At 70.7% G+C, this 21,194-nt stretch carries 19 protein-coding genes; 10 read left to right on the forward strand and 9 right to left on the reverse strand.

The window, feature by feature from the left end; translation table 11 throughout:
* Nucleotides 1–42 precede the first annotated feature (42 nt).
* Genes NIE111_RS13150 through NIE111_RS13160 form a run of 3 tightly spaced genes read right to left on the reverse strand, consistent with a single transcriptional unit; the run spans nucleotide 43 to nucleotide 2,605 of the window.
* Complete coding sequence (locus NIE111_RS13150) at nucleotides 43–2,067, reverse strand: hypothetical protein (RefSeq protein WP_238684661.1); 2,025 nt, start codon at nucleotides 2,065–2,067, stop codon at nucleotides 43–45.
* A complete protein-coding gene (locus NIE111_RS13155; protein ID WP_238684662.1) occupies nucleotides 2,064–2,315 on the reverse strand; it encodes a hypothetical protein in 252 nt (83 codons plus the stop codon). The genes NIE111_RS13150 and NIE111_RS13155 overlap by 4 nt, the downstream gene beginning before the upstream one ends.
* Nucleotides 2,312–2,605: a DivIVA domain-containing protein gene (locus NIE111_RS13160; RefSeq protein ID WP_238684663.1), complete on the reverse strand. Its 294-nt coding sequence runs from the start codon at nucleotides 2,603–2,605 to the stop codon at nucleotides 2,312–2,314. Before NIE111_RS13160 ends, NIE111_RS13155 begins: the two co-directional genes overlap by 4 nt.
* 337 nt (nucleotides 2,606–2,942) lie before the next feature.
* Between NIE111_RS13160 and NIE111_RS13165 the strand changes: the two genes are divergently transcribed.
* Entirely contained in the window at nucleotides 2,943–4,001 is a 1,059-nt protein-coding gene (locus NIE111_RS13165) for an NsdA family TPR-like regulatory protein (RefSeq protein WP_238684664.1), read from the forward strand.
* Here the strand turns inward: NIE111_RS13165 and NIE111_RS13170 are convergent.
* Entirely contained in the window at nucleotides 3,964–4,536 is a 573-nt protein-coding gene (locus NIE111_RS13170; protein WP_238684665.1) for an NUDIX domain-containing protein, read from the reverse strand. The two genes, NIE111_RS13165 and NIE111_RS13170, sit on opposite strands and share 38 nt — an antisense overlap.
* Before the next feature lie 231 nt (nucleotides 4,537–4,767).
* On the opposite strand from NIE111_RS13170, the gene NIE111_RS13175 reads away from it, so the two are divergent.
* Both NIE111_RS13175 and NIE111_RS13180 read left to right on the forward strand, forming a co-directional pair.
* On the forward strand, nucleotides 4,768–6,099 hold the full coding sequence (locus tag NIE111_RS13175; protein WP_238684666.1) for an AAA family ATPase: 1,332 nt from the start codon (nucleotides 4,768–4,770) through the stop codon (nucleotides 6,097–6,099).
* 88 nt (nucleotides 6,100–6,187) lie between these two features.
* Nucleotides 6,188–6,682 carry an RloB family protein gene (locus tag NIE111_RS13180; protein ID WP_238684667.1) on the forward strand — a complete coding sequence of 165 codons (495 nt, stop codon included), beginning with the start codon at nucleotides 6,188–6,190 and terminating at the stop codon, nucleotides 6,680–6,682.
* A gap of 15 nt (nucleotides 6,683–6,697) precedes the next feature.
* Here NIE111_RS13180 and NIE111_RS13185 read toward each other — a convergent pair whose 3' ends face one another.
* Together NIE111_RS13185 and NIE111_RS13190 are read right to left on the reverse strand one after the other, a co-directional pair.
* On the reverse strand, nucleotides 6,698–7,525 hold the full coding sequence (locus NIE111_RS13185; RefSeq protein ID WP_238684668.1) for a DUF3152 domain-containing protein: 828 nt from the start codon (nucleotides 7,523–7,525) through the stop codon (nucleotides 6,698–6,700).
* 176 nt (nucleotides 7,526–7,701) lie between these two features.
* A complete protein-coding gene (locus NIE111_RS13190) occupies nucleotides 7,702–8,874 on the reverse strand; it encodes an ROK family transcriptional regulator (protein WP_238684669.1) in 1,173 nt (390 codons plus the stop codon).
* A 163-nt stretch (nucleotides 8,875–9,037) separates the two neighbouring features.
* Between NIE111_RS13190 and NIE111_RS13195 the strand changes: the two genes are divergently transcribed.
* From NIE111_RS13195 to NIE111_RS13220, 6 genes are read left to right on the forward strand one after another with little or no spacing between them, the layout of a single operon-like run.
* The gene (locus NIE111_RS13195; RefSeq protein WP_210781094.1) at nucleotides 9,038–9,766 is read left to right on the forward strand and encodes an amino acid ABC transporter ATP-binding protein; all 729 of its coding nucleotides are present in this window, start codon (nucleotides 9,038–9,040) and stop codon (nucleotides 9,764–9,766) included.
* A gap of 19 nt (nucleotides 9,767–9,785) precedes the next feature.
* Nucleotides 9,786–10,754 (forward strand): glutamate ABC transporter substrate-binding protein, encoded by a 969-nt coding sequence (locus tag NIE111_RS13200; RefSeq protein ID WP_238684670.1) that lies wholly within the window; start codon nucleotides 9,786–9,788, stop codon nucleotides 10,752–10,754.
* 16 nt (nucleotides 10,755–10,770) lie between these two features.
* The gene (locus tag NIE111_RS13205) at nucleotides 10,771–11,415 is read left to right on the forward strand and encodes an amino acid ABC transporter permease (protein WP_238684671.1); all 645 of its coding nucleotides are present in this window, start codon (nucleotides 10,771–10,773) and stop codon (nucleotides 11,413–11,415) included.
* Entirely contained in the window at nucleotides 11,412–12,281 is an 870-nt protein-coding gene (locus NIE111_RS13210) for an amino acid ABC transporter permease (protein ID WP_238684672.1), read from the forward strand. The genes NIE111_RS13205 and NIE111_RS13210 overlap by 4 nt, the downstream gene beginning before the upstream one ends.
* Nucleotides 12,278–13,297: an asparaginase gene (locus tag NIE111_RS13215; protein ID WP_238684673.1), complete on the forward strand. Its 1,020-nt coding sequence runs from the start codon at nucleotides 12,278–12,280 to the stop codon at nucleotides 13,295–13,297. Before NIE111_RS13210 ends, NIE111_RS13215 begins: the two co-directional genes overlap by 4 nt.
* Nucleotides 13,294–14,037, forward strand: coding sequence for a copper homeostasis protein CutC (locus NIE111_RS13220; protein WP_238684674.1), 744 nt, complete (start codon nucleotides 13,294–13,296; stop codon nucleotides 14,035–14,037). The genes NIE111_RS13215 and NIE111_RS13220 overlap by 4 nt, the downstream gene beginning before the upstream one ends.
* Before the next feature lie 116 nt (nucleotides 14,038–14,153).
* Here the strand turns inward: NIE111_RS13220 and NIE111_RS13225 are convergent, their stop codons facing one another.
* Together NIE111_RS13225 and NIE111_RS13230 are read right to left on the reverse strand one after the other, a co-directional pair.
* Nucleotides 14,154–14,690 carry a hypothetical protein gene (locus NIE111_RS13225; RefSeq protein ID WP_238684675.1) on the reverse strand — a complete coding sequence of 179 codons (537 nt, stop codon included), beginning with the start codon at nucleotides 14,688–14,690 and terminating at the stop codon, nucleotides 14,154–14,156.
* Between the two features lie 466 nt (nucleotides 14,691–15,156).
* Nucleotides 15,157–17,625 (reverse strand): glycoside hydrolase family 2 protein, encoded by a 2,469-nt coding sequence (locus NIE111_RS13230; protein WP_238684676.1) that lies wholly within the window; start codon nucleotides 17,623–17,625, stop codon nucleotides 15,157–15,159.
* Nucleotides 17,626–17,735: 110 nt separating this feature from the next.
* Here NIE111_RS13230 and NIE111_RS13235 point away from each other — a divergent pair, with 110 nt between their 5' ends.
* Nucleotides 17,736–18,755 carry a LacI family DNA-binding transcriptional regulator gene (locus NIE111_RS13235; protein ID WP_238684677.1) on the forward strand — a complete coding sequence of 340 codons (1,020 nt, stop codon included), beginning with the start codon at nucleotides 17,736–17,738 and terminating at the stop codon, nucleotides 18,753–18,755.
* A 6-nt stretch (nucleotides 18,756–18,761) separates the two neighbouring features.
* Here NIE111_RS13235 and NIE111_RS13240 read toward each other — a convergent pair whose 3' ends face one another.
* Nucleotides 18,762–21,128, reverse strand: a complete 2,367-nt coding sequence (locus tag NIE111_RS13240; RefSeq protein ID WP_238684678.1) for a GGDEF domain-containing phosphodiesterase — start codon at nucleotides 21,126–21,128, stop codon at nucleotides 18,762–18,764.
* Between the last annotated feature and the right edge of the window lie 66 nt (nucleotides 21,129–21,194).

The following is a 21,194-nucleotide window of genomic DNA, read 5'->3' on the forward strand; positions in this document are numbered from 1 at the left end:
CTCAGATCGCCCCACGTGATCGAACATATGTTCCCTCAGTCCTCAGGTCAACCGGACGTCGCGCAGGTCGGGGGCTTCGGCGAGGAGGTGTACGCCGTCGTCGTCGTGTCGGTACGCCGTGCAACCGGCGCGGGTGAAGCGAACGGTGAGCACCTGCCCGGCGTGCTGGGCCGCCAGGCGTAGCAGTTCCGGCTCGGGATCGGCGACGTCACGCGGCCCCGAGCCGGGCACCGGGATGGGCACCGTCGGGTCGGTGGGGGCGGCCCCGGCTACGGCGTCGGTCAGGCATTCGACGCACCAGGAGAGCGCGGCGGCCAGACTCGGCCGGTAGGGGAAGTCGTCAGGACGGACAGGTGCGTCAAGCGGCTTCACGTCGACCGACCAGCGCAATCCGTCGGCCAGCAGTGGGTCTGCGGCGTTGTGCCGCAGGTCGCACACCGCCACCACGAGGGCCAGGTCAAGGCCGAGGGCGAGCCGCAGCAACTCGGCCAGCGGCGGCGCGTCGGGAGGCGTCGCCACCACGATCAGACGGCCGGCCGGCGTACCCCGGCTTGCGTTGCGGACGTGCTCCCCGACCGGGTCGGCCCCGGCCCAGGGCAGTGTGACGTAACCGTCGCGGAGGTCTTTGCCGATCTGCTGCCCACCGTCGGCGTCGGCCAGGTCGTCGGGCCGCGCACCGAGGACGGCCGCCCAGGAGCCGAGCCGGTAACGGTCCGGAAGCTGGACGACGGGCTTGCCGCCCGGTTGGGTGGCGACCAGCGGAGCGACTTCGGGCGCACCGGCCTGCCAGGCCAGGTGCACCACCCGGTGCCGCAGGTCGGTGATCGTGACCACCACCGTCCGGTGCAGACGGTGGGTGTCGCCGCAGGTGAAGCAGTGCAGCGCGGATGGGCGCAGGCCGGCGCCGCAGCAGTGCGGGCAGTCGGGGTCGGCCACCGGACCGCCGAGCCGGCAGTCGCAGGCGCGTAGCCGGCTGTGTGGTCGGCAGTCCGGGCACTGCCGCCAGTCGACGGGTTCACCCAGCCATTGCGGGTCGGGCGGTTCGTAGCCGCGGCTCACCGGCACCCGCACACGGCGGACGACCTGGCCGGTGGGCTGCTCCGCGAGGGTCTCCACCGGCTCGCCGGCGCGCAGAGTCGTGTGCCACCAGCGGCCGTTGCGCCACAGCGCCTGCGCGCCGGGCAACTCGTCGCCGTGGGCCGCGTCGTTGCAGTCAGCGAGCACGCGGCGTTCGAGTTGATCGACGTCCACGGCCGAAGCGACGGGTGGGCGCGGCGAGTCAGGTCGCAGCAGCCGGGCGGGAGCGGCCAGGCCGCGTTGGGCAAGGCCGTCGAGCGCCTTGGCCACGTCGGTGCAGGCCAGCGACTCCGGCAGGTCCCGGCACCAGCCGGGCGAACCGAGCGGCACCGGGGAGCCGGGCACCTCGTACCGAATGGCCCAGCAGAACCCGGCATCCTGCCGGCGGGCCTCGACGACCAGGTCGAGCAGCAGCAGGTCGGCCAGCGCACACAGCCGGGCCAGCCGTGCGGCCGGGTCGACGGTCGCCGGGACGGTGGATCGGCCGAGCACCAGCCGCCAGGGGGCGTGATCGGCCCGCAGGATGGCGTGAGCCTCCAACTCGTGCCGAAGCGCTGCGGGCAGGTCGGGCTGCCACTGCCGGTCCAACCACAGCGAAGGCACATCGGCCTCGTCCAGGACCGCGCCGACGGTGGCGGCGAGTTCGCGTACCCGGGAAGCAAGGTCGACCACCCAGTGGCCCGCCGGGTCGCGGTGGGGGTCGAGGCCGCCGGGCACGACCTGGTGGGACGCGACAGCGCCGGTGTCCAGGTTCGCGACGGTGACCACGAGCTGCGCCCGCCGCCGGCCGCGCCGCCCGCAGCGATAACAGGGGTACGTGACGGTGCCCGCGCCGCGACACTGCTCGCAGCTCCGGTACGCCTCCCGGCGTGGCCCGAGCACGTCGGCGTCGGCGAGGAACCGGTCACCGTAGGTGGTGCACCGGCACGGCTCCAGCGTGAAGGTCATCCCGTCGCAGTCCGGGCAGACGACGAAGGGCACGGCGGTCACCGACACCGCCGGGCCGCACAGTCACCGTCGTGTTCCACCCGCCGCACGCACCGCCGACCGCCGTCGAGCGGCAGGTCGCAGAAGACCCGATGGCGTACGCCCTGGGCGTCCTCGGCGGACACCGTGGTCTCACCGGCGTCCACTTCGGTGAGGAAGCTCAGGGAGCGGGCCAGGGTGCCGGCGAACTGTTGGGCGGCCGGCAGGTCGGCGGCGGTGAACGGCAGGTGCGCCACCCAGCGGGCGCTCATTCGCGGGCCGCCGAGTCCTCGCGGACCCGCCGTGACTGCCAGCACTTCAGCGCATCCTTGATCCGCTCGGTCTCCCGCCGGCTGCTGCCCAGCGCCGCGTACACCTCGGCGAGATCGTGGGCGACCCGGTCGAGGAACTCGGCGACCTCCAGGGCGTCCACGCCACGCCGGCCACGGCGGGTGAACCGGCGTCCGCGGACCTGCCAGGGCTTCAGAGGTACGTAGTTGGCCGCCCGATAGGGCGCCGGCCGGGGTGGCTCGGCCTGGAGATGACGGAGAAACGCGCACACGACAGTGCCTTCCTCGCAGGTGACCCTGGAGGCGACGTCGCCCGAGCAGCATCGCTCAGGCGACGTCGCCCACCCCATCGCCGTAGCTTGTTCAGCGGTACAGCGGCGGAGTGCTGCCCACAGCAGACCGGGTGTCATAGGACTGCGATAGACAACATGGGTTAACCCGCCGCTGTTAACCGCTGCCGCTTGGATTAGGGACACGGTTACGGCAAGCTGAACCCGCCACCATCGATCGGCAGGGGCTATGGAAAATCACCTACGCCGCGCTCGTCTTGCCAGGGGTTGGTCCCAGGCAAGGTTGGTCCATGAGATCGAGCAGTACGGCCGCCGACGCATGGTCTCGATCGCTTCCACCAACAGCCTTGGGGTATACGTCTCCGAATGGGAGAACGGTCGACGGAAAATCTCAAGCAGTTACGCGGCCATCCTGCGGAGCCTCCTCGGCACGACCGATGACGAACTATTTTCCGATAGCGTGCCCGTTGACGACGACGGGAACGGTTACGCACGATTGGTCGAACAGCTCGATGCCTCGCACTCGGTCGGTCAATCGATGGTGCACACCCTTCGGCATCAGACGGAGCTTCTTCGCACCATGGACCGTCAGCTCGGGGCGGCGCAGTTTGTCGACCAGATGCAGAGCCATCTGTCCCGTCTTCAGGAGAGCCTGTCGTTTACCGTGCTGCCATCTGCCAGGCAACCGCTCGCCCGCGCGCTGGCAGAAGCTGCATCGCTCGCGGCGTGGCAGGCCCTCGATGTCGGAGCGGCGGATCGCGCCTGGCGGCACTACGAACTGGCGAAGAGCGCCGCACGGGAGGCTGACGACCCGCTTCACCTCGCCCATGCCATGGGCGAGCAGGCATACGTCCTGGCCGATGCCGGTCGACCGGAGCTGGGGGCGCAGCTCGTGCAGGAAGCACAGACCTGCGGAGGAAGTCGGTTGTCGCCTCGACTGTCGTCCTGGCTGGCCGCCGCCGAAGCAGAGCTGTGGGCGCTCAGCCGACGCCCGGACGACTGCCGCCACTCCCTCGACCGAGCGAGCCGACATCTCTCAGGCGTCACAGGAGTTCGCGACCCCAATTTGCCAGGAATTTTCCTCGACGAAACTCACCTCCGCCGATGGCGGGGACATTCGCTGGCGCTGCTGGGCGACCCTCGGTCTATCGACGAGCTGTCGGCGGCTTTGATAGCGATGGACGACACCTTCGTGCGAGCCGCGGCGGGAATGCGCTGCGATCTTGCGCAGGCGCATTTGGTTCGGGGAGAAAGTGAGGAGGCCCGCTCTCACCTACGGGAAGCAGGGTCGCTGGTGAACCTGACCGGATCTGTGCGATACCGACGCCGGATAGATCGGATCAAGGGCTTGACGGATTGGGCGTCAGGCCAGCAATGACGTGCAGGATGGCGACCAAGGTCCCCGACCCCGCCAACTCGCCGCGCGCCATCAGGTCCGGCATGTCACTCAGCGGCACCCACTCAACGCGACCGGCCTCCTCCGCGTCCGTTGGCGGGCCGACATAAGTGGCTCCACGCCCAACGAAGATCTCATGTGGCGAGTCGACCATGCCGATCATCGGCTGGTAGGTGACCACCCGGGTCAGAGACGAGGGCCGCCAGCCGGTTTCCTCCTCCGCTTCCCGGCTTGCCGCCGCTACCGCCTCCTCGCCCGGTTCGACGATGCCGCCGGGCAGTTCCCATCTTGTTTCGCCCGGAATGAATCGGTAGCGCCGCAACATCAGAACTCGATCGTGCTCGTCGAGCACGGCGACGACGGCGACACGATCCAGCCGAACGACATGGTGGGCGAAGGGTTCGAGTCCCGGCGGCTCCACATCGACCAGATCAAGTCGCAGCCAACGGTCCTCATACACCGTCCGCTCACCCAGAATCCGCCATGGCCCCGGCTCACCCGTCGTGTTCTCGTGCACCCCGTGAAGCTACCGTCGCCCACTTCCCATCCGAGGCGATCGGCCTCTCCTCACGGTCCTTAGGCGCGTCCTCGCGGGCCTGAGGTGCGAAGCTTCGGCACTACGGCATACGCCGTGGCCAAGAGCGCCGCCAGCAGCAAGGCTGGCCTGCGTTGGCCCTTTGTGCCGCTTCTCGTGGTTTACTCGCAGAGATGTACTTGTAACCGCCCACGAGCTAGGGGCACGCGGCCAATGCTGCTGAGTTTTCGCTTCGCCAACCATCGTTCGTTTCGCGACGAGCATCAGCTGAATCTGACGCCCGTCTACGGCGACGGGGCCGAGGCCGACGAGCCGGCTCCGCAGGCGGTCCAGGTCGTCGGCATCTTCGGAGCCAACGCGTCGGGCAAGTCGAACTGCCTGGGCGCGCTGGCGTTCATGCGGCACATGGTCGTGGAGTCCGACCGGGCGGTCGAGCCCGGTGTGGGCCTGTCCCGGGAGCCGTTCCGGTTGGATCCGGAGGAAGCCGTCCAGCCATCGCGCTATGTCGTCGACCTTCGGCTCGGCGGAGTCAGACACACCTATGGCTTCTCGATCGACGACGACCGAGTGCTGGAGGAGTGGCTCTACCACTATCCGCTGGGGCGCAGGCGGCGCGTATTCGAGCGCGACGGCGACGTCTTCAACTGGGGCGAGGAGTCGGGCCGGCGCAGCGACCTGGAGCAGATCGCTGGCATCACCGCGCCAACAGCACTATTCCTCAGCACTGTCGCACGCTTCGGCCAGAGCCGCCCCCAACCGGATCCGACAAACCCACAGCCGTTGCACGACACCTACCGGTGGTTCTACCTGACCGGCCAACGGACTGACCCCAACTCTGGGCTGTCCGCCCTCGTCCGTATCGGCCAATCGGATGCCGACGAGGTACGCCGCTTGGTCGTCGACCTGTTGCAGGCCGCCGATGTGGGGATCGTCGACGTGGTGATCGCCTCTGATTCGGGTGATGATCAGACCGTCTGGTCCGACCTGCCAGCCAGGAGATCGAGCGACCGACTAAAAAGAGCCGTCGCGGCTATCCGGCCCTCGCCCCGCGTCCAGTTCGCTCATCAGGGTCCGCACGGCACCGCACTGCTCGACCTGCAGGACCAGTCGACGGGCACCCGGCAACTGCTGACCCTGGGTCTGCATGCCGCGGCGATGCTCCGTACCGGCACCACAATGCTGATCGACGAGATCGATGCGAGCCTGCACCCGATCCTGACCGCCAAGCTCATCAGCCTGTTCCGCAGCCCGGCCGCGAACCCCCTTGGAGGCCAACTCATCTTCACCAGCCACGACGCCGCCCTGCTCGGCACCCTCGACGCTGAAGAAATCCTCCGCCGCGACGAGATCTGGTTCGTGGAGAAGGACAACGAGGGTGCCTCCTCGCTGTATCCGTTGACCGACTTCAAGCCCAGGAAAGAAGGTGAGAACCGTCAGCGCCGTTACTTGAACGGCAACTACGGCGCGGTTCCCGACCTGTCCACCGACCTGTTTGAGCAGGCCCTTGCCACCCGTGGAGGATCGGATGACGCCCCGGCAGGGTGATCGGCGCGCCTCGGGCTCGATACGGTCCGGCCGTGGCCGCGAGACCGACCTCCGACGCCGCGCATCGACCCGAGAGCAGCGGACAACCGTGCTGATCGCCACCAACGGTGAATCCACGGAGCGGGACTACTTCACCGGCCTCAAGCAGGAGGCGTGGGTACGGCCTCGGGTGGTCGTCGTGGCAGAGCGCGGCTCCCCGGTCAACGTGGTAAGAGGTGCGGCGCGGCGTCGGCAGCGCGACGACTTCGACGAGGCATGGGCCGTCTGCGATGTCGACGACTTCGCCACTGAGCCGGCGACCCGCGAATCTGCCGCTAACGACGTCAATCTGGCCTGGTCCAATCCCTGCTTCGAGGTGTGGCTACTGCTCCACTACGGCAACTGCACCCGGTTCGTGGAGAACGCCAAGAGAGCCCGCGACCTGCTGCGGGAGCACGACCCCTCCTGGGACAAGACCAGGCTCGACTTCGGCAACTTCCGCGACCGGGTTGAGGACGCCTGTCAGCGGGCTGATCGACTCGACCCACCCCCGGATGGCAATCCGTCTACCTCCGTCGGGCACATAATCGCTGCGCTTCGTTAAGACCGGCAAGCCAGGTCAGGACGGAGCCCAGGGTCCGCTGACGAACTGCCCGTTGCCGACGAAAGGGCTGACGTTTGGCACGCAGCCGCCGAGGCCCATCGTCTGGGTCATCATGACCGGGGCCGGCTTGCCGCGACCGCCACACTTCATGTGGGCGAAGCCGAGGAAGTGACCGAACTCGTGATTGATCACGCCGGCGTGGTAATCGTCGATGCTGACCGGGTATCCCGGTGAACCCTGAAGCCAACGCCGCAGGTTGATCATGATGGTCTTGCCGTACTTGCAGGAGTAGACGCCCTCGGTGTCGACGCCGCTCGCGCCGCAGAGGCGGTCCACTGTCCTCGGTGTCGCGAGCCGCACGTCGACGTCGACAGTCGAGGTGCCGACCCGTTGGAAGGACCACGACGCCCGGGTCAGGTTCACCGAGGCGTTGGTGACCGGGTGCTGGGCCGACGTGGCCCAGCCGTTCGGTGCGGCCAACACCTGCTCGATGCTCGCGGCGAACCGGTCGGGCTTCCAGGCAGGGATGTCACCCCAGGCGATGCCCTTCTCCACCGAGACGCTGTAGCGCACCCGCTTCTTGCCCTTGCCGATCACGCGACCCTTGCCGGTGGCGGTGGTGAAGGTGCCGGCGGCCCTGGTGGGGATCTGCGCGTCGGTGGGGGTCTCCGGAGTCGGGCTGGAGGTTGGCGTGTCGTCGGGGCTCGGAGCGGAGTTCTGCGTACTCGGGCCGGGGCGTGGGACTTCGGCCTGCCCGGACGCCGGTGCCGACAGGCCGCAGGCGGCGGTTGCCAGCACCGCTGCCAACGAGATCGGCAGGAGCAGCCGTCCGTTGATCCGCACGTCGAGACCTCCAGGAGCAATCACGGGTGAGTGAGGAACACCGGAAGGCTACGTGACTGCCTGTAAGGAAACTGTCAGGATGATCGGTGCCGTCGCGCGGGCAAAAGCGCATAGATCCGGCATGCGATACCGAGATAGGTCACCCTAGGTGATCAGTGCTGTCGGTTTGAGCGAGGTCAGGCGGCCGCGACGACGTGGTCGATCACCAGGTGGGCGGCACCGGTGATGCCGACGTCCTGGCCGGCGGCGACCCGTTCGATGAGCAGGGTCTGGGTGGCCAGCGGGAGGCACCGCTCGTAGAGGGTGGCCCGCATGCTGGCCAGCAGCGGCTCGCAGTCGGCGAGCCGACCGCCGATGGCCACCACCTGCGGGTTGAAGAAGTTGACCACCACGGCCAGGATCTCGCCGACGGCGCGGCCGGCCTGCCGGGCGAGTGCGGTGGCCTGCCGGTCACCGTCGTCGATCAGGCGGATCACACCGGTCAGGTCGGAGACCGGCACGCCCTGCTCGCGGAGCGCGGTGACCAGTGCGGCGCCGCTGGCCACGGCCTCCAGGCAACCGGCGTTGCCACAGGTGCACGGCGGCGCGGGGTCGGCCACCACCCGGCAGTGGCTGATGTCCCCGGCGGAGCCCTGCGCGCCCCGGTGCAACCGTCCACTGGAAATCACACCCGAGCCGATTCCGGTGCCAGCCTTGACGTAGACGGCGTGGTCCAACTCGGAATGCGCGGTGCGGTGCGCGCCGAGCGCCATCAGATTGGCGTCGTTGTCCACGATGATCGGTACGTCGACACGGCCGGCGCAGAACGCGGCGACGTCGAAGCCGTTCCAGCCGGGCATCCGCGATGGGCTGACGATCCGCCCGGTGGAGTGCTGCACCGGACCGGGAATCCCGATCCCGACGCCACGGAGCGCACCTCCTGCCGAGCCGCCGGCCGTCGGGGCGCTGCCCACCAGGGTGGCGACCTCGGCGAGTAGCGCGCCGAGCACCGCCTCCGGGCCGTCCTCGATGCGGACCGGCAGGGTGCGGGCCTGGACCACCCGACCGGAGAGATCCAGTGCGCCGACGCGGGCGTGATGCGCGCCGAGGTCGATGGCGCCGACCACGGCACCGCCGGTGGGCACGGCGAGTTGGCGGGGTCGCCGCCCGCCCCGGGACCGCCCGGCGCCGGCCTCCTCCAGCAACCCCTGGCTGATCAACGCCTCGACCCGCTGGGAGACCGTCGACGGGGAAAGCCCGGAGAGGCGGGACAGGTCAGCCCGACTGACGGCCGCTCCGGTGGCCACCCAGCGCAGTAGCTCCCGGGGGCCGCCCCGGAGGGCATCGCGTGGCGCGTCGTCAATCGTCACGTCAGCTTCTTAGCACCCGGAGTTTGTTCAAGCAACCGGTTGACTTAGTTTGCTGGCTACCTTTAGATGGCGCTGTTGGTTCGATATGAAGCTGACTTAGTTTTGTAGTCGAAGGAAGTGAGGCCGTCTGGTGGCACCGGAGACGACGGGTGCGAACCGACCGATGGTGTCGGTACGCGGCCTGAACAAGTGGTTCGGTCCGCTGCACGTGCTCAAGGACATCGACCTCACGGTCGCCGCCGGCGAGGTGGTCGTCGTGGTGGGGCCTTCCGGCTCGGGCAAGTCGACACTGTGCCGCTGCCTCAACCGGCTGGAGACCGCCGGGCAGGGCAGCGTCGAGATCGACGGTGAGCCGCTGCCCGCCGAGGGACGCGCGCTGGCCCGGCTACGCGCCGATGTCGGCATGGTCTTCCAGTCCTTCAACCTCTTCGGCCACAAGACGGTGCTGGACAACATCACCCTCGGCCCGACCCGGGTCCGCCGGATCCCCCGACCCGAGGCGCGACAGCAGGCGATGGCCCTGCTGGAGCGCGTCGGTATCGCCGACAAGGCGGACCACCACCCGGCCCAACTCTCCGGCGGGCAGCAGCAGCGGGCCGCGATCGCCCGCGCCTTGGCGATGCAACCGAAGGTGCTGCTCTTCGACGAGCCGACCTCGGCCCTCGACCCGGAAATGGTCAACGAGGTGCTCGACGTGATGGTCTCCCTCGCCGCCGAGGGGATGACCATGATCGTGGTGACCCACGAGATGGGCTTCGCCCGTCGCGCCGCCGACCGGGTGGTCTTCATGGACGACGGCCGGATCGTCGAATCCGGCGCACCCGACGACTTCTTCGCAGCTCCGCGCACCGAGCGGGCCCGCGACTTCCTATCCAAGATCCTCCAGCACTAGCCCCCAACGGGAGGGTGTCATGTCAATCCTCAAGATGAGCTTCACCGGGCGGCGGTCGCTCGCCCTCACCGCCACCGCCGTGGCGGTGGCCCTCGCCGCCGCCGGCTGCGGCGGCGACAGCGGCGGCGGCGCTCCGACGCTGCCCGGCAACCCCGGACTGGGCGGCGACGGCGTGGTCGCCCAGTCGGTGTACGACGCCGCCCCGGTGGCCACCGACGCGGACATCCCGGCCGGTTCGACGATGGAGGCGATCCGCAAGCGCGGCTACCTGAACATCGGCGGATCCCTGGACGCGCCGCTGCTCGCCCAGCAGAACCCGGTCAGCGGCACCATCGAGGGCTTCGACGCCGACATGGCGAAGTTGCTGGCGAAGTACATCATCGGCAAGCCCGAGGTGAAGACGACGACCATCGGCACCCAGACCCGGGAGGCCATGCTCCAGGCCAAGTCGGTGGACGCGGTCTTCCAGACGTACACGATCACCCCGCAGCGGGCCACCCAGGTCGCCTTCGCCGGGCCGTACCTCACCTCCGGCCTCGCCGTCGGGGTCCGCAAGGACGACACCTCGATCAAGAGCGTCAAGGACCTCGCCGGCAAGACCGTGATCGTCGGGGCGAACACCCCCGCCGTCACCGCGCTGCCCTCCGCCGCGCCCGGCTCGAAGCAGATCGCCTTCGGCACCGACCCGCAGGCGTTGCAGGCGCTGCTGCAGAAGCGCGGCGACGCGTACGTGCAGGACTTCACGCTGCTCGCCTCGGGGGCCAAGGCGAACCCGGGGATGAAGGTGGTCGGCGAGCCGTTCACCACCGAGGCCTACGGCATCGGCCTCAACAAGGAGGACGCGCAGTTCAAGGAGTTCGTCAACAACTGGTTGAAGAAGATCCAGGCTGACGGCACCTGGGCGAAGGTCTGGGAAGGCACCCTCGGCTCGGTGGTGGAGGGTGGGGCGCCCACCCCGCCCGCCCTCGGTTCCGCCGACGGCTCCTGAGCAGCCTCTCGTACCGATGGAAGCCCTCACCTCGCACCTGAGCGAGCTTGGCCACGGCCTGGTCACGACGGTCGAACTGACCGTCGTGACCACCGTCGGCGCGATGCTGCTGGGCATCGTCGTGGCCACCCTGCGCATCGCCCCCGTCCCGCTGCTGCGCGCCATCGGCACCACGTACGTGGAGGTGTTCCAGAACCTGCCGCTGCTGGCGCTACTGGTGCTCTTCGTGTTCGCGCTGCCGACCATCGGCATCACGTTCCCGCTGTTCACCTCCGCCGCGATCGTCATCGCCGTGTACGAGGGGGCGTACCTGGCCGAGGCGATCCGCGCCGGGATCAACACGGTCGGTGTGGGCCAGGCTGAGGCAGCCCGAGCCATCGGGCTCACCTTCGGCCAGTCCCTGCGGCACGTGATCCTGCCGCAGGGACTCCGGGCGGTGATCCAGCCGATCGGCAACATCTGCATCGCGCTGCTGATGAACACCTCGCTGGCCGCCGCCGTCGGCGTGGTCGAGCTGACCCAGGCGGCCAACACCGTCAACCTGGTCGAGGCTCAACCGATCGCCGTCTTCACCGGCGCGGGCCTCGCCTACATGCTGCTGGCGCTGATCATCGGTCAGGTCACCGGCCTGCTCGAACGAAGGCTGGCGATCGTCCGATGAACAAGACGCAACAGATCCTCTTCGACGAGCCCGGCCCGCGCGCCCAACGGCGGATCCGGATCGCCACGGTGCTGGGTGCCGTTCTCCTGGTCGGCGCAGTGGTCGCGGCCGTCTACCAGTTCGCCAGCCACGGCGAGTTGGCCGCCGCCCGGTGGGAACCGTTCACCACCTGGCCCATCTGGCGGTACCTGCTCAACGGCCTCTGGGCCACGCTGCGCGCCGCCGCCGCGACCGCAGTGCTCAGCGCCGCGCTCGGACTGCTCCTGGCGCTCGGCCGGCTGTCGACGCACCGACCGCTGCGCTGGCTGGCCGGCGCGTACGTGGAGATCTTCCGGACCGTACCCACCCTGCTGCTGATCTACGTGACGCTGTTCGCGCTGCCGCAGTACGGGTTGAACTTCCCGCTGTTCTGGAAGCTCGTGGTGCCGCTGGTGGTCTCCAACTCGGCGGCGTTCGCGGAGATCTTCCGGTCCGGCATCCTGGCCTTGGACCGTGGCCAGACCGAGGCCGGCCTCGCGGTCGGACTGCGCCGGGGGCAGGTAATGGCGTTGGTGGTCCTGCCACAGGCGCTGCTGCAACTCGCCCCTTCCCTGGTCAGCCAGCTCGTCGGGCTGCTCAAGGACACCTCGCTCGGCTTCGTGGTCAGCTACACCGAGCTGCTCTACAGCGGGCAGGTGCTCTCCTCGTACACCCACCTGCTGATCCAGACGTTCCTGGTGGTGGCGCTGATCTACCTGGTGGTCAACGCCTCGCTGTCGAAGTTCGCCCGTGTCCTCCAGGCCCGCAACGGCCGCTTCGGCGGGCGGCGCGGACGGCGGACCGCCGAGCTGCCCCCGCCACTTCTCGAAGGGAACACCCCCCGGTGACCATCTTCCGCTACGCCGAACTGGCCCGGGTCGTGCGCAACGGCTTCGTGGAGAGCCGGCACTACGGCAGCGTCGTGGTGCTCGCCCCGGACGGCACTGTCGCCCTCGCCGCCGGCGTACCCGACGAGCCGGTGCTGCCCCGCTCCACCCTCAAGCCGGTGCAGGCACTGGCCTGCCGGATCGCGGCGGGCGACAAGCTGACCGGCCCGGCGCTGGCCCTCGCCGCCGGCAGCCACACCGGAGACGACCGGCACGTCGAGGTGGTGCGGGCGATGCTTGCCGGGGCCGGCCTGACCGAGAACGCGCTCGGCTGTCCGGAGGACTGGCCGGAGGACGAACCGACCCGGGAACGGCTGATCCGCGCCGACGGACAGCGCGACCGGATCCGGATGAACTGCTCCGGCAAGCACGCAGCGATGCTCGTCGCCTGCGTCGCCCGGTCCTGGAGCACCCACGACTACCTCGACCCCGACCACCCGCTCCAGCGGGAGACCGCCGCCGCCGTCGCCCGGCTGGCCGGCACGCCGATCGCGCACCACGCTGTCGACGGTTGCGGGGCACCGCTGTTCGGCCTGTCGCTGACCGGCCTGGCCCGCACCTTCCAGGCGTTGGTCACCGCGCCCACCGGCAGCGACGAGGCGCTGGTCGCGCAGGCCATGCGCCAGCATCCGGAGTACGTCGGCGGCTGGAACGGGCACCCGAACACCGACCTGATGCGCGCGCTGCCGGGCTTCCTCGCCAAGGGCGGGGCCGAGGGCGTGCTCGCGGTGGCCGCACCGGACGGTCACGCGGTGGCGGTGAAGGCGATCGACGGTTCGCCCCGAGCCACCACGGCCATCGCCCTCGCCGCCCTCGACGCCGTGGGCGTACCGGTGGGTGGGGCCGACGCGCTGCGCCAGGTGCCGGTGCTCGGCGGCGGCGTACCCGTTGGTGCCGTCACGGCCGTCATCGACTGGACCACAGCATCGTCTCGGACCGAAGCGGCATCGCCTCGCACGGAAAAGGAAGAATCATGAACACATTCGAGATCTGCATCGACAGCGTCGAGGGAGCGGTCGCCGCCGAGGAGGCCGGCGCCGACCGGGTGGAGTTGTGCTCCGCGCTCTTCGACGGCGGGCTGACCCCCAGCCTGGGCACCATCGAGACGACACTGCGCGCGGTCAGCCGGATCCGGGTACACGTGATCGTCCGTCCCCGGGCCGGCGACTTCATCTACTCGCCGTTCGAGATCGAGGCCATGGAGCGGGACGTCCGGGCCGCGGTGGCGGCCGGCGCGCACGGCATCGTGATCGGCGCGTTGACCGCCGAGGGCGACGTCGACGTGCCGACCACCCGCCGGCTGATCGCCGCCGCGGGCGACGCCAGCATCACCTTCCACCGGGCGTTCGACATGACCCGTGACCCGCACGCGGCGCTGGAGCAGCTGATCGAGCTGGGCGTGCACCGGGTGCTCACCTCGGGGCAGGAGGTCAGCGTGCTGGAGGGTGCCCCGCTCATCGCCGACCTGGTGCGCCGCGCCGCCGGCCGGATCGTCGTCATGCCGGGCGGTGGCATCACCCCGCGCAACATCGCCCGGATCGTCGAGGCGACCGGCGCCGACGAGTACCACTTCGCGGCCCTGGTCAGCTCGGACAGCCCAGCCGTGCACCGCAACCCGGCGCCGCTGATGGGTGGCAGCCTGAACCGGCCCGAGTACGAACGTTCGGGCACCTCGGGCGCCCTGGTCGGCCAGGTGCTCGCCGCCGCCCGCGCCTGACCCAGTCGGCAGCTTCGCCGAGCGGTGGGTCTGGAGAAACCACCTTCAGGCCCACCGCTCGCGGGTATCAGCCGACGGGCCAGGCCGCGACGTCACCCCGGTCTGGCGGCGACTGCTCAGTAGCCCAACAGGGCGACGAGCAGCGAGGACACCGCGGCGACCAGGAGCACACCGCCGGTGCCGAGCCCGACCACAGCACTCACCGCCACGGCGCGGGCCCGGGCCACCGGCACCGCCGCGAGGGCCACCACGGTGACGAGCACGGCGACCACATAGATCAACGGATAGTCGATCAGCGCCGCGACCGGGAAGAGGTGCACCCCCACGACGAGGGCGATCCAGGGGGCGGCCAGCTCATTGCGCCGCAGTAGTGCCAGCAGCCCCGCACCGACCGCGGCGGCGCCGAACTCGATGCCGACGACGATGCCGAAGGTACGGCTGGTGTCGGCGTCGAATGCCGTACCGTCCGACCAGTGACGCCAGGCGAGCAGGGCCCCGGCGGCCGCCGTGAGCAGGGAAAGAACCGAACCGGCGATGAGCACCCGCCGCCACCGCTTCGGGGGCGCCTCCTGCGCCCAACCGAACCAACTGGTGGCGAAGAAGCCGAAGACGAACGCCGTCGCCGCCGCGTCTCGGACATGTTCGGTGATCATTGGCTCCCCGATCATTGCCTGGGCTCGACGTCTGTCTTCGCCTCGTCTGTCAGCCACATTGTCGAGCCGCGATCATGATCGCGGTAGATACTGCCGCATCGGGACGGCTGCCCTGCCCGCACCCGCCCCGATCACGCACCTCCCGACCGTTACGGCCGGTCAGACGGAGCGGCCGGCTAGGCAAGACCTTGATCGCCAGTAGGCCTCTCGCCGTGGTGAGGGGCACAGGCCTACCCCACTCCCTTTGCTCTGCACCCCAATAAGCACCAGTCGCAGACCGTAGCCGTCGCGCCCGCGGGTGCAGAGCAAAGGACAACCGACACCCAACACCCCTCACCCCCGGCCACCTCAGGCACACGCCAACAGAGACACCCAGCAGTCACGCAAAGGACATCAGTGCCGCGTTGACATGGAAGTAGTGGCCTCCGCAGCCTCGGGAGGCCACTACTTCATCGATCGAGCACGATCATGGGACCGTGCGCTGACTCGACGCGATGTCGTTGACGCAGCGCAGCACCGGGCGTGCGGTCAGTGCGGCAGAGTCCAGCGACCGATCCGCCCGCACTGTGAAGGTCGTCGACTCGCCGGGCAGCAGAGTGACAAGGGCCGTGTCCACAGTGGCAGTGGCGTCCAGCCGGTCCGGGAAGAGGGTCAGGTCGCGCAGGACCGTGCGGGCCGTGACCCGGACCCGCTGCCCACCGTCGACCGGCTCGACAGTCGCGTCCCAGGCCGCCGCCGGCCAGTCCACCTCCCGGTCCTCGGCAAAGAACCACAGGGCGCGCTCTGCGCTGCCGCCGGCCTCCGCGACCAGCACCTCGCGCCGAGCATCCTCCGGCCGCGCCAGGTCCGTCGACAGCGCCAGCACCACCGAGGAGTACGCCGCGACGTCGAGGTTGACCGAGGTCTTCGCCCTCGGCTCCCCGGCGATCGTGAACCGGGTGACCGCGGCCGGTACGGTCCACGCCTCGGCGGTCTCGTTGACGGCTACCAGGGCCAGGCCGCCGTCGCGTGGCTGCACGGTGAGCAGCCGGTCGGCGTACGCGTGGCGCAGCGCGTACCACAGGGGTTTGCGGCGCCCGTCGCCGTCGACTGCCGACCAGGAGGTCACCGGCCAGCAGTCGTTGAGCTGCCAGACGATGGTGCCCGCGCAGACGTCCCGGTGGGAGCGGAAATGTTCCACCCCGAGCTGGATCGCGCGGGCCTGGTTGAGCTGGGTCAGGTAGTGCCAGTCGTCGAAGTCCGCCGGGGTGGGCAGGTGCGCGTCGAGGCCCCGCTGGAGTTTGGCGTCACCGCCGGCCGCCTTCTGGTGGTGTGCCATGCCCGGTGAGTCGTGCGCCAGGGGTTCGTCGCTCAACGCGCGGCGCAGCGTGGCGTACGCCGGTGGGGCCTGGTAGCCGAACTCGGCAACGAAGCGCGGGACGTACTCCCGGTACCTGGTGTAGTCGTGGGTGTTCCACACGTCCCAGATGTGGGTGGTGCCGTGCGCCGGGTCGTTGGGGTGGATCGCCTCGGTGCCCGACCAGGGACTGCCCGGCCAGTACGGGCGGGTCGGGTCCAGCTCGCCGACGATTCGGGGCAGCACGTCGAGGTAGTAGCCGCGCCCCCAGGTACGCCCGGCGAGGGCCTGCTGCCAGTCCCAGTCGTGCCAGCCCCAGATGTTCTCGTTGTTGCCGGTCCAGAGCACCAGCGACGGGTACGGCGCGAGCCGGGTGACCTGCTCGGCGGCCTCGGCGGCCACCTCGGTGCCGAACGGCTCCTCCTCCGGGTACGCGGCGCAGGCGAAGAGGAAGTCCTGCTGGACGAGGAGACCGCGCTCGTCGGCGAGGTCGTAGAAGTCCGCCGACTCGTACCGGCCGCCGCCCCAGACCCGGAGCAGGTTGACGTTGGCCGCGAGGGCCTGGTCGAAGCGCTCGGCCAGCCGCTCCCGGGTGATCCGGGTGGGGAACGTGTCGTCCGGGATCCAGTTGACCCCGCGGACGAAGACCGGGACGTCGTTCACCGACAACGCGAACGGGGTGCCGTGCTCGTCGGGTGTGGTGTCCAGCCGCACCGAACGGAAGCCGATCCGGTGCGACCAACTGTCCAGCGTGTCGCCGTCCGGCGCGTGCAGCGTCACATCGATCGGGTGGCGGGCCTGCTCGCCGTACCCCCGGGGCCACCACAGCGCCGGCTCGCGGACGGTGAGGGTCAACACGGCAGTGCGCTCCCCGGCCGGGACTACCACCTCGGCGCGGACGCCGGCCACGGCGGCGCGGACGGTCAGCGGGACGTCAGCGACCCGCTCGACCTCGACGTGCACCTCGACCCGGCCGTCGCGACCGTCCATGGTGACCAGTGGACGGACGGTGGCCAGTCGGGCGGTCGACCAGGCGTGCAGGCTGATCTCCTGCCAGATGCCGGCGGTGACCAGTGTCGGCCCCCAGTCCCAGCCGAAGTTGCAGGCCATCTTGCGGATGAAGTGGAACGGCTCCGGGTAGGCGTTCGGCCGGTCGCCGAGCCGCTCCTGCTGTGCCTCGGCGTAGCGGTACGCGGAGTCGAACGTGACGACCAGGTCGTTGTTCCCGTCGCGCAGCAGCCCTCGGACGTCGAACCGGTAGCCGCGGTGCATGTTCGCGGTGCGGCCGACCTCCACACCGTTGACTGCGAGCGTGGCGACGGTGTCCAGGCCGGCACACACCAGGTCGACGCGCTCGTCGTCGCCCGCCCGGTGCACGAATGTGGACTGGTAGACCCAGTCGGTGCGCCCGATCCAGGCCACCGCCCGCTCGTTGTCGTCGAGGTACGGGTCTCCGATCAGCCCGGCGTCGAGCAGATCGGTGTGCACGCAGCCCGGTACTGTCGCCGGCACGGACCGACCGGCGATCTCCTCGGGCACCTGTGCTCCGGGGGCCGCTCGCACTGTCCAACCGTCGTAGAGTGCCTGTCGGCTCACCATGTCACCGCACCTTCCCGCATCGAAAGATGCCGAACTGAACCGGATAAGCTGAGAAACGGTACGGTCCGGAATCCGGGCTGTCAACGGCCAGAGAGCGAAGGAGCACGCCGGTGAAGCGGCCGACCATCGCCGACGTCGCCCAACGCGCCGGGGTGTCAAAGGGCGCCGTGTCGTACGCGCTGAACGGGCAGCCCGGCGTCTCCGAGGCCACCCGGCAGCGCATCCTGGCCATCGCCACGGAGATCGGTTTCAGCCGCAGCAGCGCCGCCCGAGCCCTCTCGGCCGCCACCGCCGGGGCGATCGGCCTGGCCCTGTGCCGACCGGCGCGGACCCTCGGCGTCGAGCCGTTCTTCATGGCGCTGATCAGTGGCGTCGAGGCCGAACTCTCCGCCCGCTCGTACGCGCTGACCCTCCAGGTGGTGGCCGACCCGGACGCCGAGATCGCCGTCTACCGGCGGTGGTGGGGCGAACGACGGGTGGACGGGGTGCTCGTCTGCGACCTGCGCACCGACGACCGTCGCATTCCCGCACTCGAACAACTGCAACTGCCGGCGGTGGTGATCGGCGGCCCCGGCGGCACCGGTGAGCTGGCGAGTCTCTGGTCCGACGACGCCGCCGCGCTGACCGAGACGGTGGAGTATCTGGCCGCGCTCGGGCATCGGCGGATCGCCCGGGTGGCCGGCCTGCCCGACCTGCGGCACACCGAGATCCGCACCGATGCCTTCGCGGCGGTCTGCCAGCGACTCGGCCTGGTCGACGCGGTCACCGTCTGGTCCGACTACACCGGCGAGGAGGGCGGCCGGGCCACCCGCCGGTTGCTCAGCTCGGCCAGCCGGCCCACAGCCGTCATCTACGACAACGACGTGATGGCCATCGCCGGGCTCTCCGTCGCCCAGGAGATGGGCCTGACAGTGCCCGGCGATCTGTCCATCGTGGCGTGGGACGACTCGCCGCTGTGCCGGCTGGTGCACCCGCCGCTGACCGCGCTGGGCCGGGACATCCCGGCGTACGGCGCGCACGCCGCCCGGCAACTGCTCGCCGTCGTCGCCGGGCAGCCGGGCGGGCGGGTGCAGGACGAGACAGCGCACCTCACGCCGCGCGGCAGCACCGCACCGCCCCGGGGGAGATGAACCGGTTCAGCGAGACGCTGAGGGAAACTCCTCGAAGTACGCCTCGACCCGCTCGGCCGTCGCCGGCCGGGCCAGTGCGAACCCCTGCCCGTACCGGCAACCACCCCGGCGCGCCCCCTCGACCTGGGTCGACGACTCCAACTCCTCGGCGACGATCTCGACGCCCAACCGCTCACCCACGTTGACCACCACGTCGATCAGCGGCGGTTGCCCGTCCGGCCGTGCGCCCACCAACTCCGGGCCCACCTTGAGCAGATCGATCGGCAGGCGGCGAAGCTGCGCCAGTGAGGCGTGCTCGGCCCGGAAGTCGTCCAACGCGGTGCGTACGCCCAACGACCGCAGCCCGGCCAGCCGAGCCACCACCGTCGACAGGTCACCGGCGACCCTCGGCTCGCTCACCTCCACCACCAGTCGCTCCGGTGGCACCCCGTACGCGGCCAGCACTGCCGCGAGCCGCTGGACGAAGTCGGGGGTGGTCAGCTCCCGGGTCGTGACGTTGACCGCCATCCACAGCTCCCGGGCGCCCACCGACCAGTCGGACAACTGCCGGCAGGCCCGGTCCAGCACCCACCACTCCAACTCGCCGACCAGGTCCAGGTCCTCGGCGACCGGCAACAACTCGGCCGGGAGCACGGTGCCGAGCACCGGGCTGCGCCACCGCAGCAGCGCCTCCGCGCCCACCGGCTGCCCGTCGGTCAGGTCGACCACCGGCTGGTAGACGAGGTCCAGCTCGCCGCGCGCCACCGCACCGGGCAGCTCGCGCTCCAGGTCGAGCCGGCGCACCAGCTGTTCCTCCAGGAACGCGTCGTACCACTCCACCCGGTCCCGGCCCAGTTGCACGGCCCGTCGTCGGGCCAGCTCAGCCTGCCGGAGCACGTCCGCCGGCCCCGCGCCGCTCACCTCGGCCAACCCGATGCTCGTCTGCACACGCAGCATCGCGCCGGCCAGCCGGTAGGGCGGGCCGAGCGCGCTCAACAGTCGGGTGCCCAGCGCGTAGGCCAGCACCGGGCCGGCGGCGGTGACCACCGCGAAGCCGGTGCCCGTGCACCCGGTGACCAGATCGTCGGGGGCGATGACCGCGCGGGCCCGGTGTACCGCCTCGGCCAGCACGTCCTCCCGGGCCGTCGGGCCGAACCCCTCGGTGCCGTGCAGGTCCACCAGCAGCAGCGCGCCGGCCGGCGCCGGAACGTCGCCGATCGCCGCCAGGGCGTCCAGCAGGGCAGCCCGGTCGCCGCCGCCCGCCGCCGCGGGCCGCCGGCTGAGCCCCGACCACGCGGAACTGTGATCAGGCGACCAGGTCGAGCCGGCGCCCGTGGCGGTTGCCGCGCCCTCCGGGACGCCGAGGGCTCGCTCGGGCGGCGGCTCCGGTGTGCCCGGCCAGCGGCCGGGGGCCGCCCGGCGGTGCCGCAGCGACCGGCCGGCCGGTCGCCGATGAGCGGCCCGCCGAACGGACGTGGACGCGTCACCGGCGCGCAGCAGCTCGCGCAGCACCAGGGGCGGTACCGCCGCCAGGGCCAACAGCACGCTCGTCCGGTCCGGTGCGCGGCCGGCGCCGAGGTGCACACCCGATGCCAGCAGCAGCACCGCCGCGGGGAGCACCGACCGGGGCCAGGCCGCGGCGACCGGCTCCACCGACTCCGTGTCGTCCGCCGCATGCGCCGCGCCGACCGCGACGAGCAACATCCCGAACACCAACGGAGGTACGGCCAGCAGGGCTACCCGGCCGGCCGGCGCGGACGGCAACGTGGCCAGCAGCACCAGCCCGCCCACTGTGAGCAGGACGCCGCCCCGGCAGAGTGCCGCGCCCGAGCGCCGCCGTGGCCCCGCGAAGGCGTTCAACGCGGCCATGCCCAACCCGCCGAGCGTCAACGCGGCGGCCAGTCGAACCGGGACCGGTGGGCCGTCGGGGGGCAGCAACAACCAGCCGGCGAGGGCCAGACCGACTGCCGGGCCGGTCGACTCGGCCAGCCACCGCAACCGGACCGAGGCCGCCGCTCGGGACCGGCCGGGGAGCCGGTACAGACCGGCCGTCGAGAGGGCCGCCACGACCAGCGACCCGATCAGCACGGCGAGGGTGTGCCCGATGCCGGCCAGGGGCAGCACGACGGCGGTGAGACCCGCGGCCACCACCGCCGCGTCGAGCAGCACCCCCGCCGCACGCGGTGTCGGATCGGTGCCGCGGCGGGAGGCCAGCCGGGACAGTCGCAACCCGGCGAGCGTGGCACCGGCACCGGCGGCCAGCGCGATCACCACCGAGGGCGGGACCAGGTCGACGGAACCGGCGAGGAGGAGCAGCGCCACCGCCACGGACGTGGCGGCCTCCGGCGCCGCACGGCGGGGGACGAGAACGCGGAACGGGTACGCGAGGAGCACGGCGGTCGCCTTCGTGAGGGGGCACGGGGGCGGTGCGGCGGTGCGGGACATCGGACGTTGCGAGTC

The organism is Micromonospora hortensis, from assembly GCF_022230935.1.
Lineage (GTDB): Bacteria > Actinomycetota > Actinomycetes > Mycobacteriales > Micromonosporaceae > Micromonospora > Micromonospora hortensis.

Coding starts and splice junctions, on each gene's coding strand:
- NIE111_RS13195 (WP_210781094.1), top strand. CDS start 9,038: ATGGTGTCGGTACGCGGCCTGAACAAGTGGTTCGGTCCGCTGCACGTG.
- NIE111_RS13205 (WP_238684671.1), top strand. CDS start 10,771: ATGGAAGCCCTCACCTCGCACCTGAGCGAGCTTGGCCACGGCCTGGTC.
- NIE111_RS13225 (WP_238684675.1), bottom strand. CDS start 14,690: ATGATCACCGAACATGTCCGAGACGCGGCGGCGACGGCGTTCGTCTTC.
- NIE111_RS13200 (WP_238684670.1), top strand. CDS start 9,786: ATGTCAATCCTCAAGATGAGCTTCACCGGGCGGCGGTCGCTCGCCCTC.
- NIE111_RS13165 (WP_238684664.1), top strand. CDS start 2,943: ATGGTCTCGATCGCTTCCACCAACAGCCTTGGGGTATACGTCTCCGAA.
- NIE111_RS13175 (WP_238684666.1), top strand. CDS start 4,768: ATGCTGCTGAGTTTTCGCTTCGCCAACCATCGTTCGTTTCGCGACGAG.
- NIE111_RS13155 (WP_238684662.1), bottom strand. CDS start 2,315: ATGAGCGCCCGCTGGGTGGCGCACCTGCCGTTCACCGCCGCCGACCTG.
- NIE111_RS13210 (WP_238684672.1), top strand. CDS start 11,412: ATGAACAAGACGCAACAGATCCTCTTCGACGAGCCCGGCCCGCGCGCC.
- NIE111_RS13220 (WP_238684674.1), top strand. CDS start 13,294: ATGAACACATTCGAGATCTGCATCGACAGCGTCGAGGGAGCGGTCGCC.
- NIE111_RS13230 (WP_238684676.1), bottom strand. CDS start 17,625: ATGGTGAGCCGACAGGCACTCTACGACGGTTGGACAGTGCGAGCGGCC.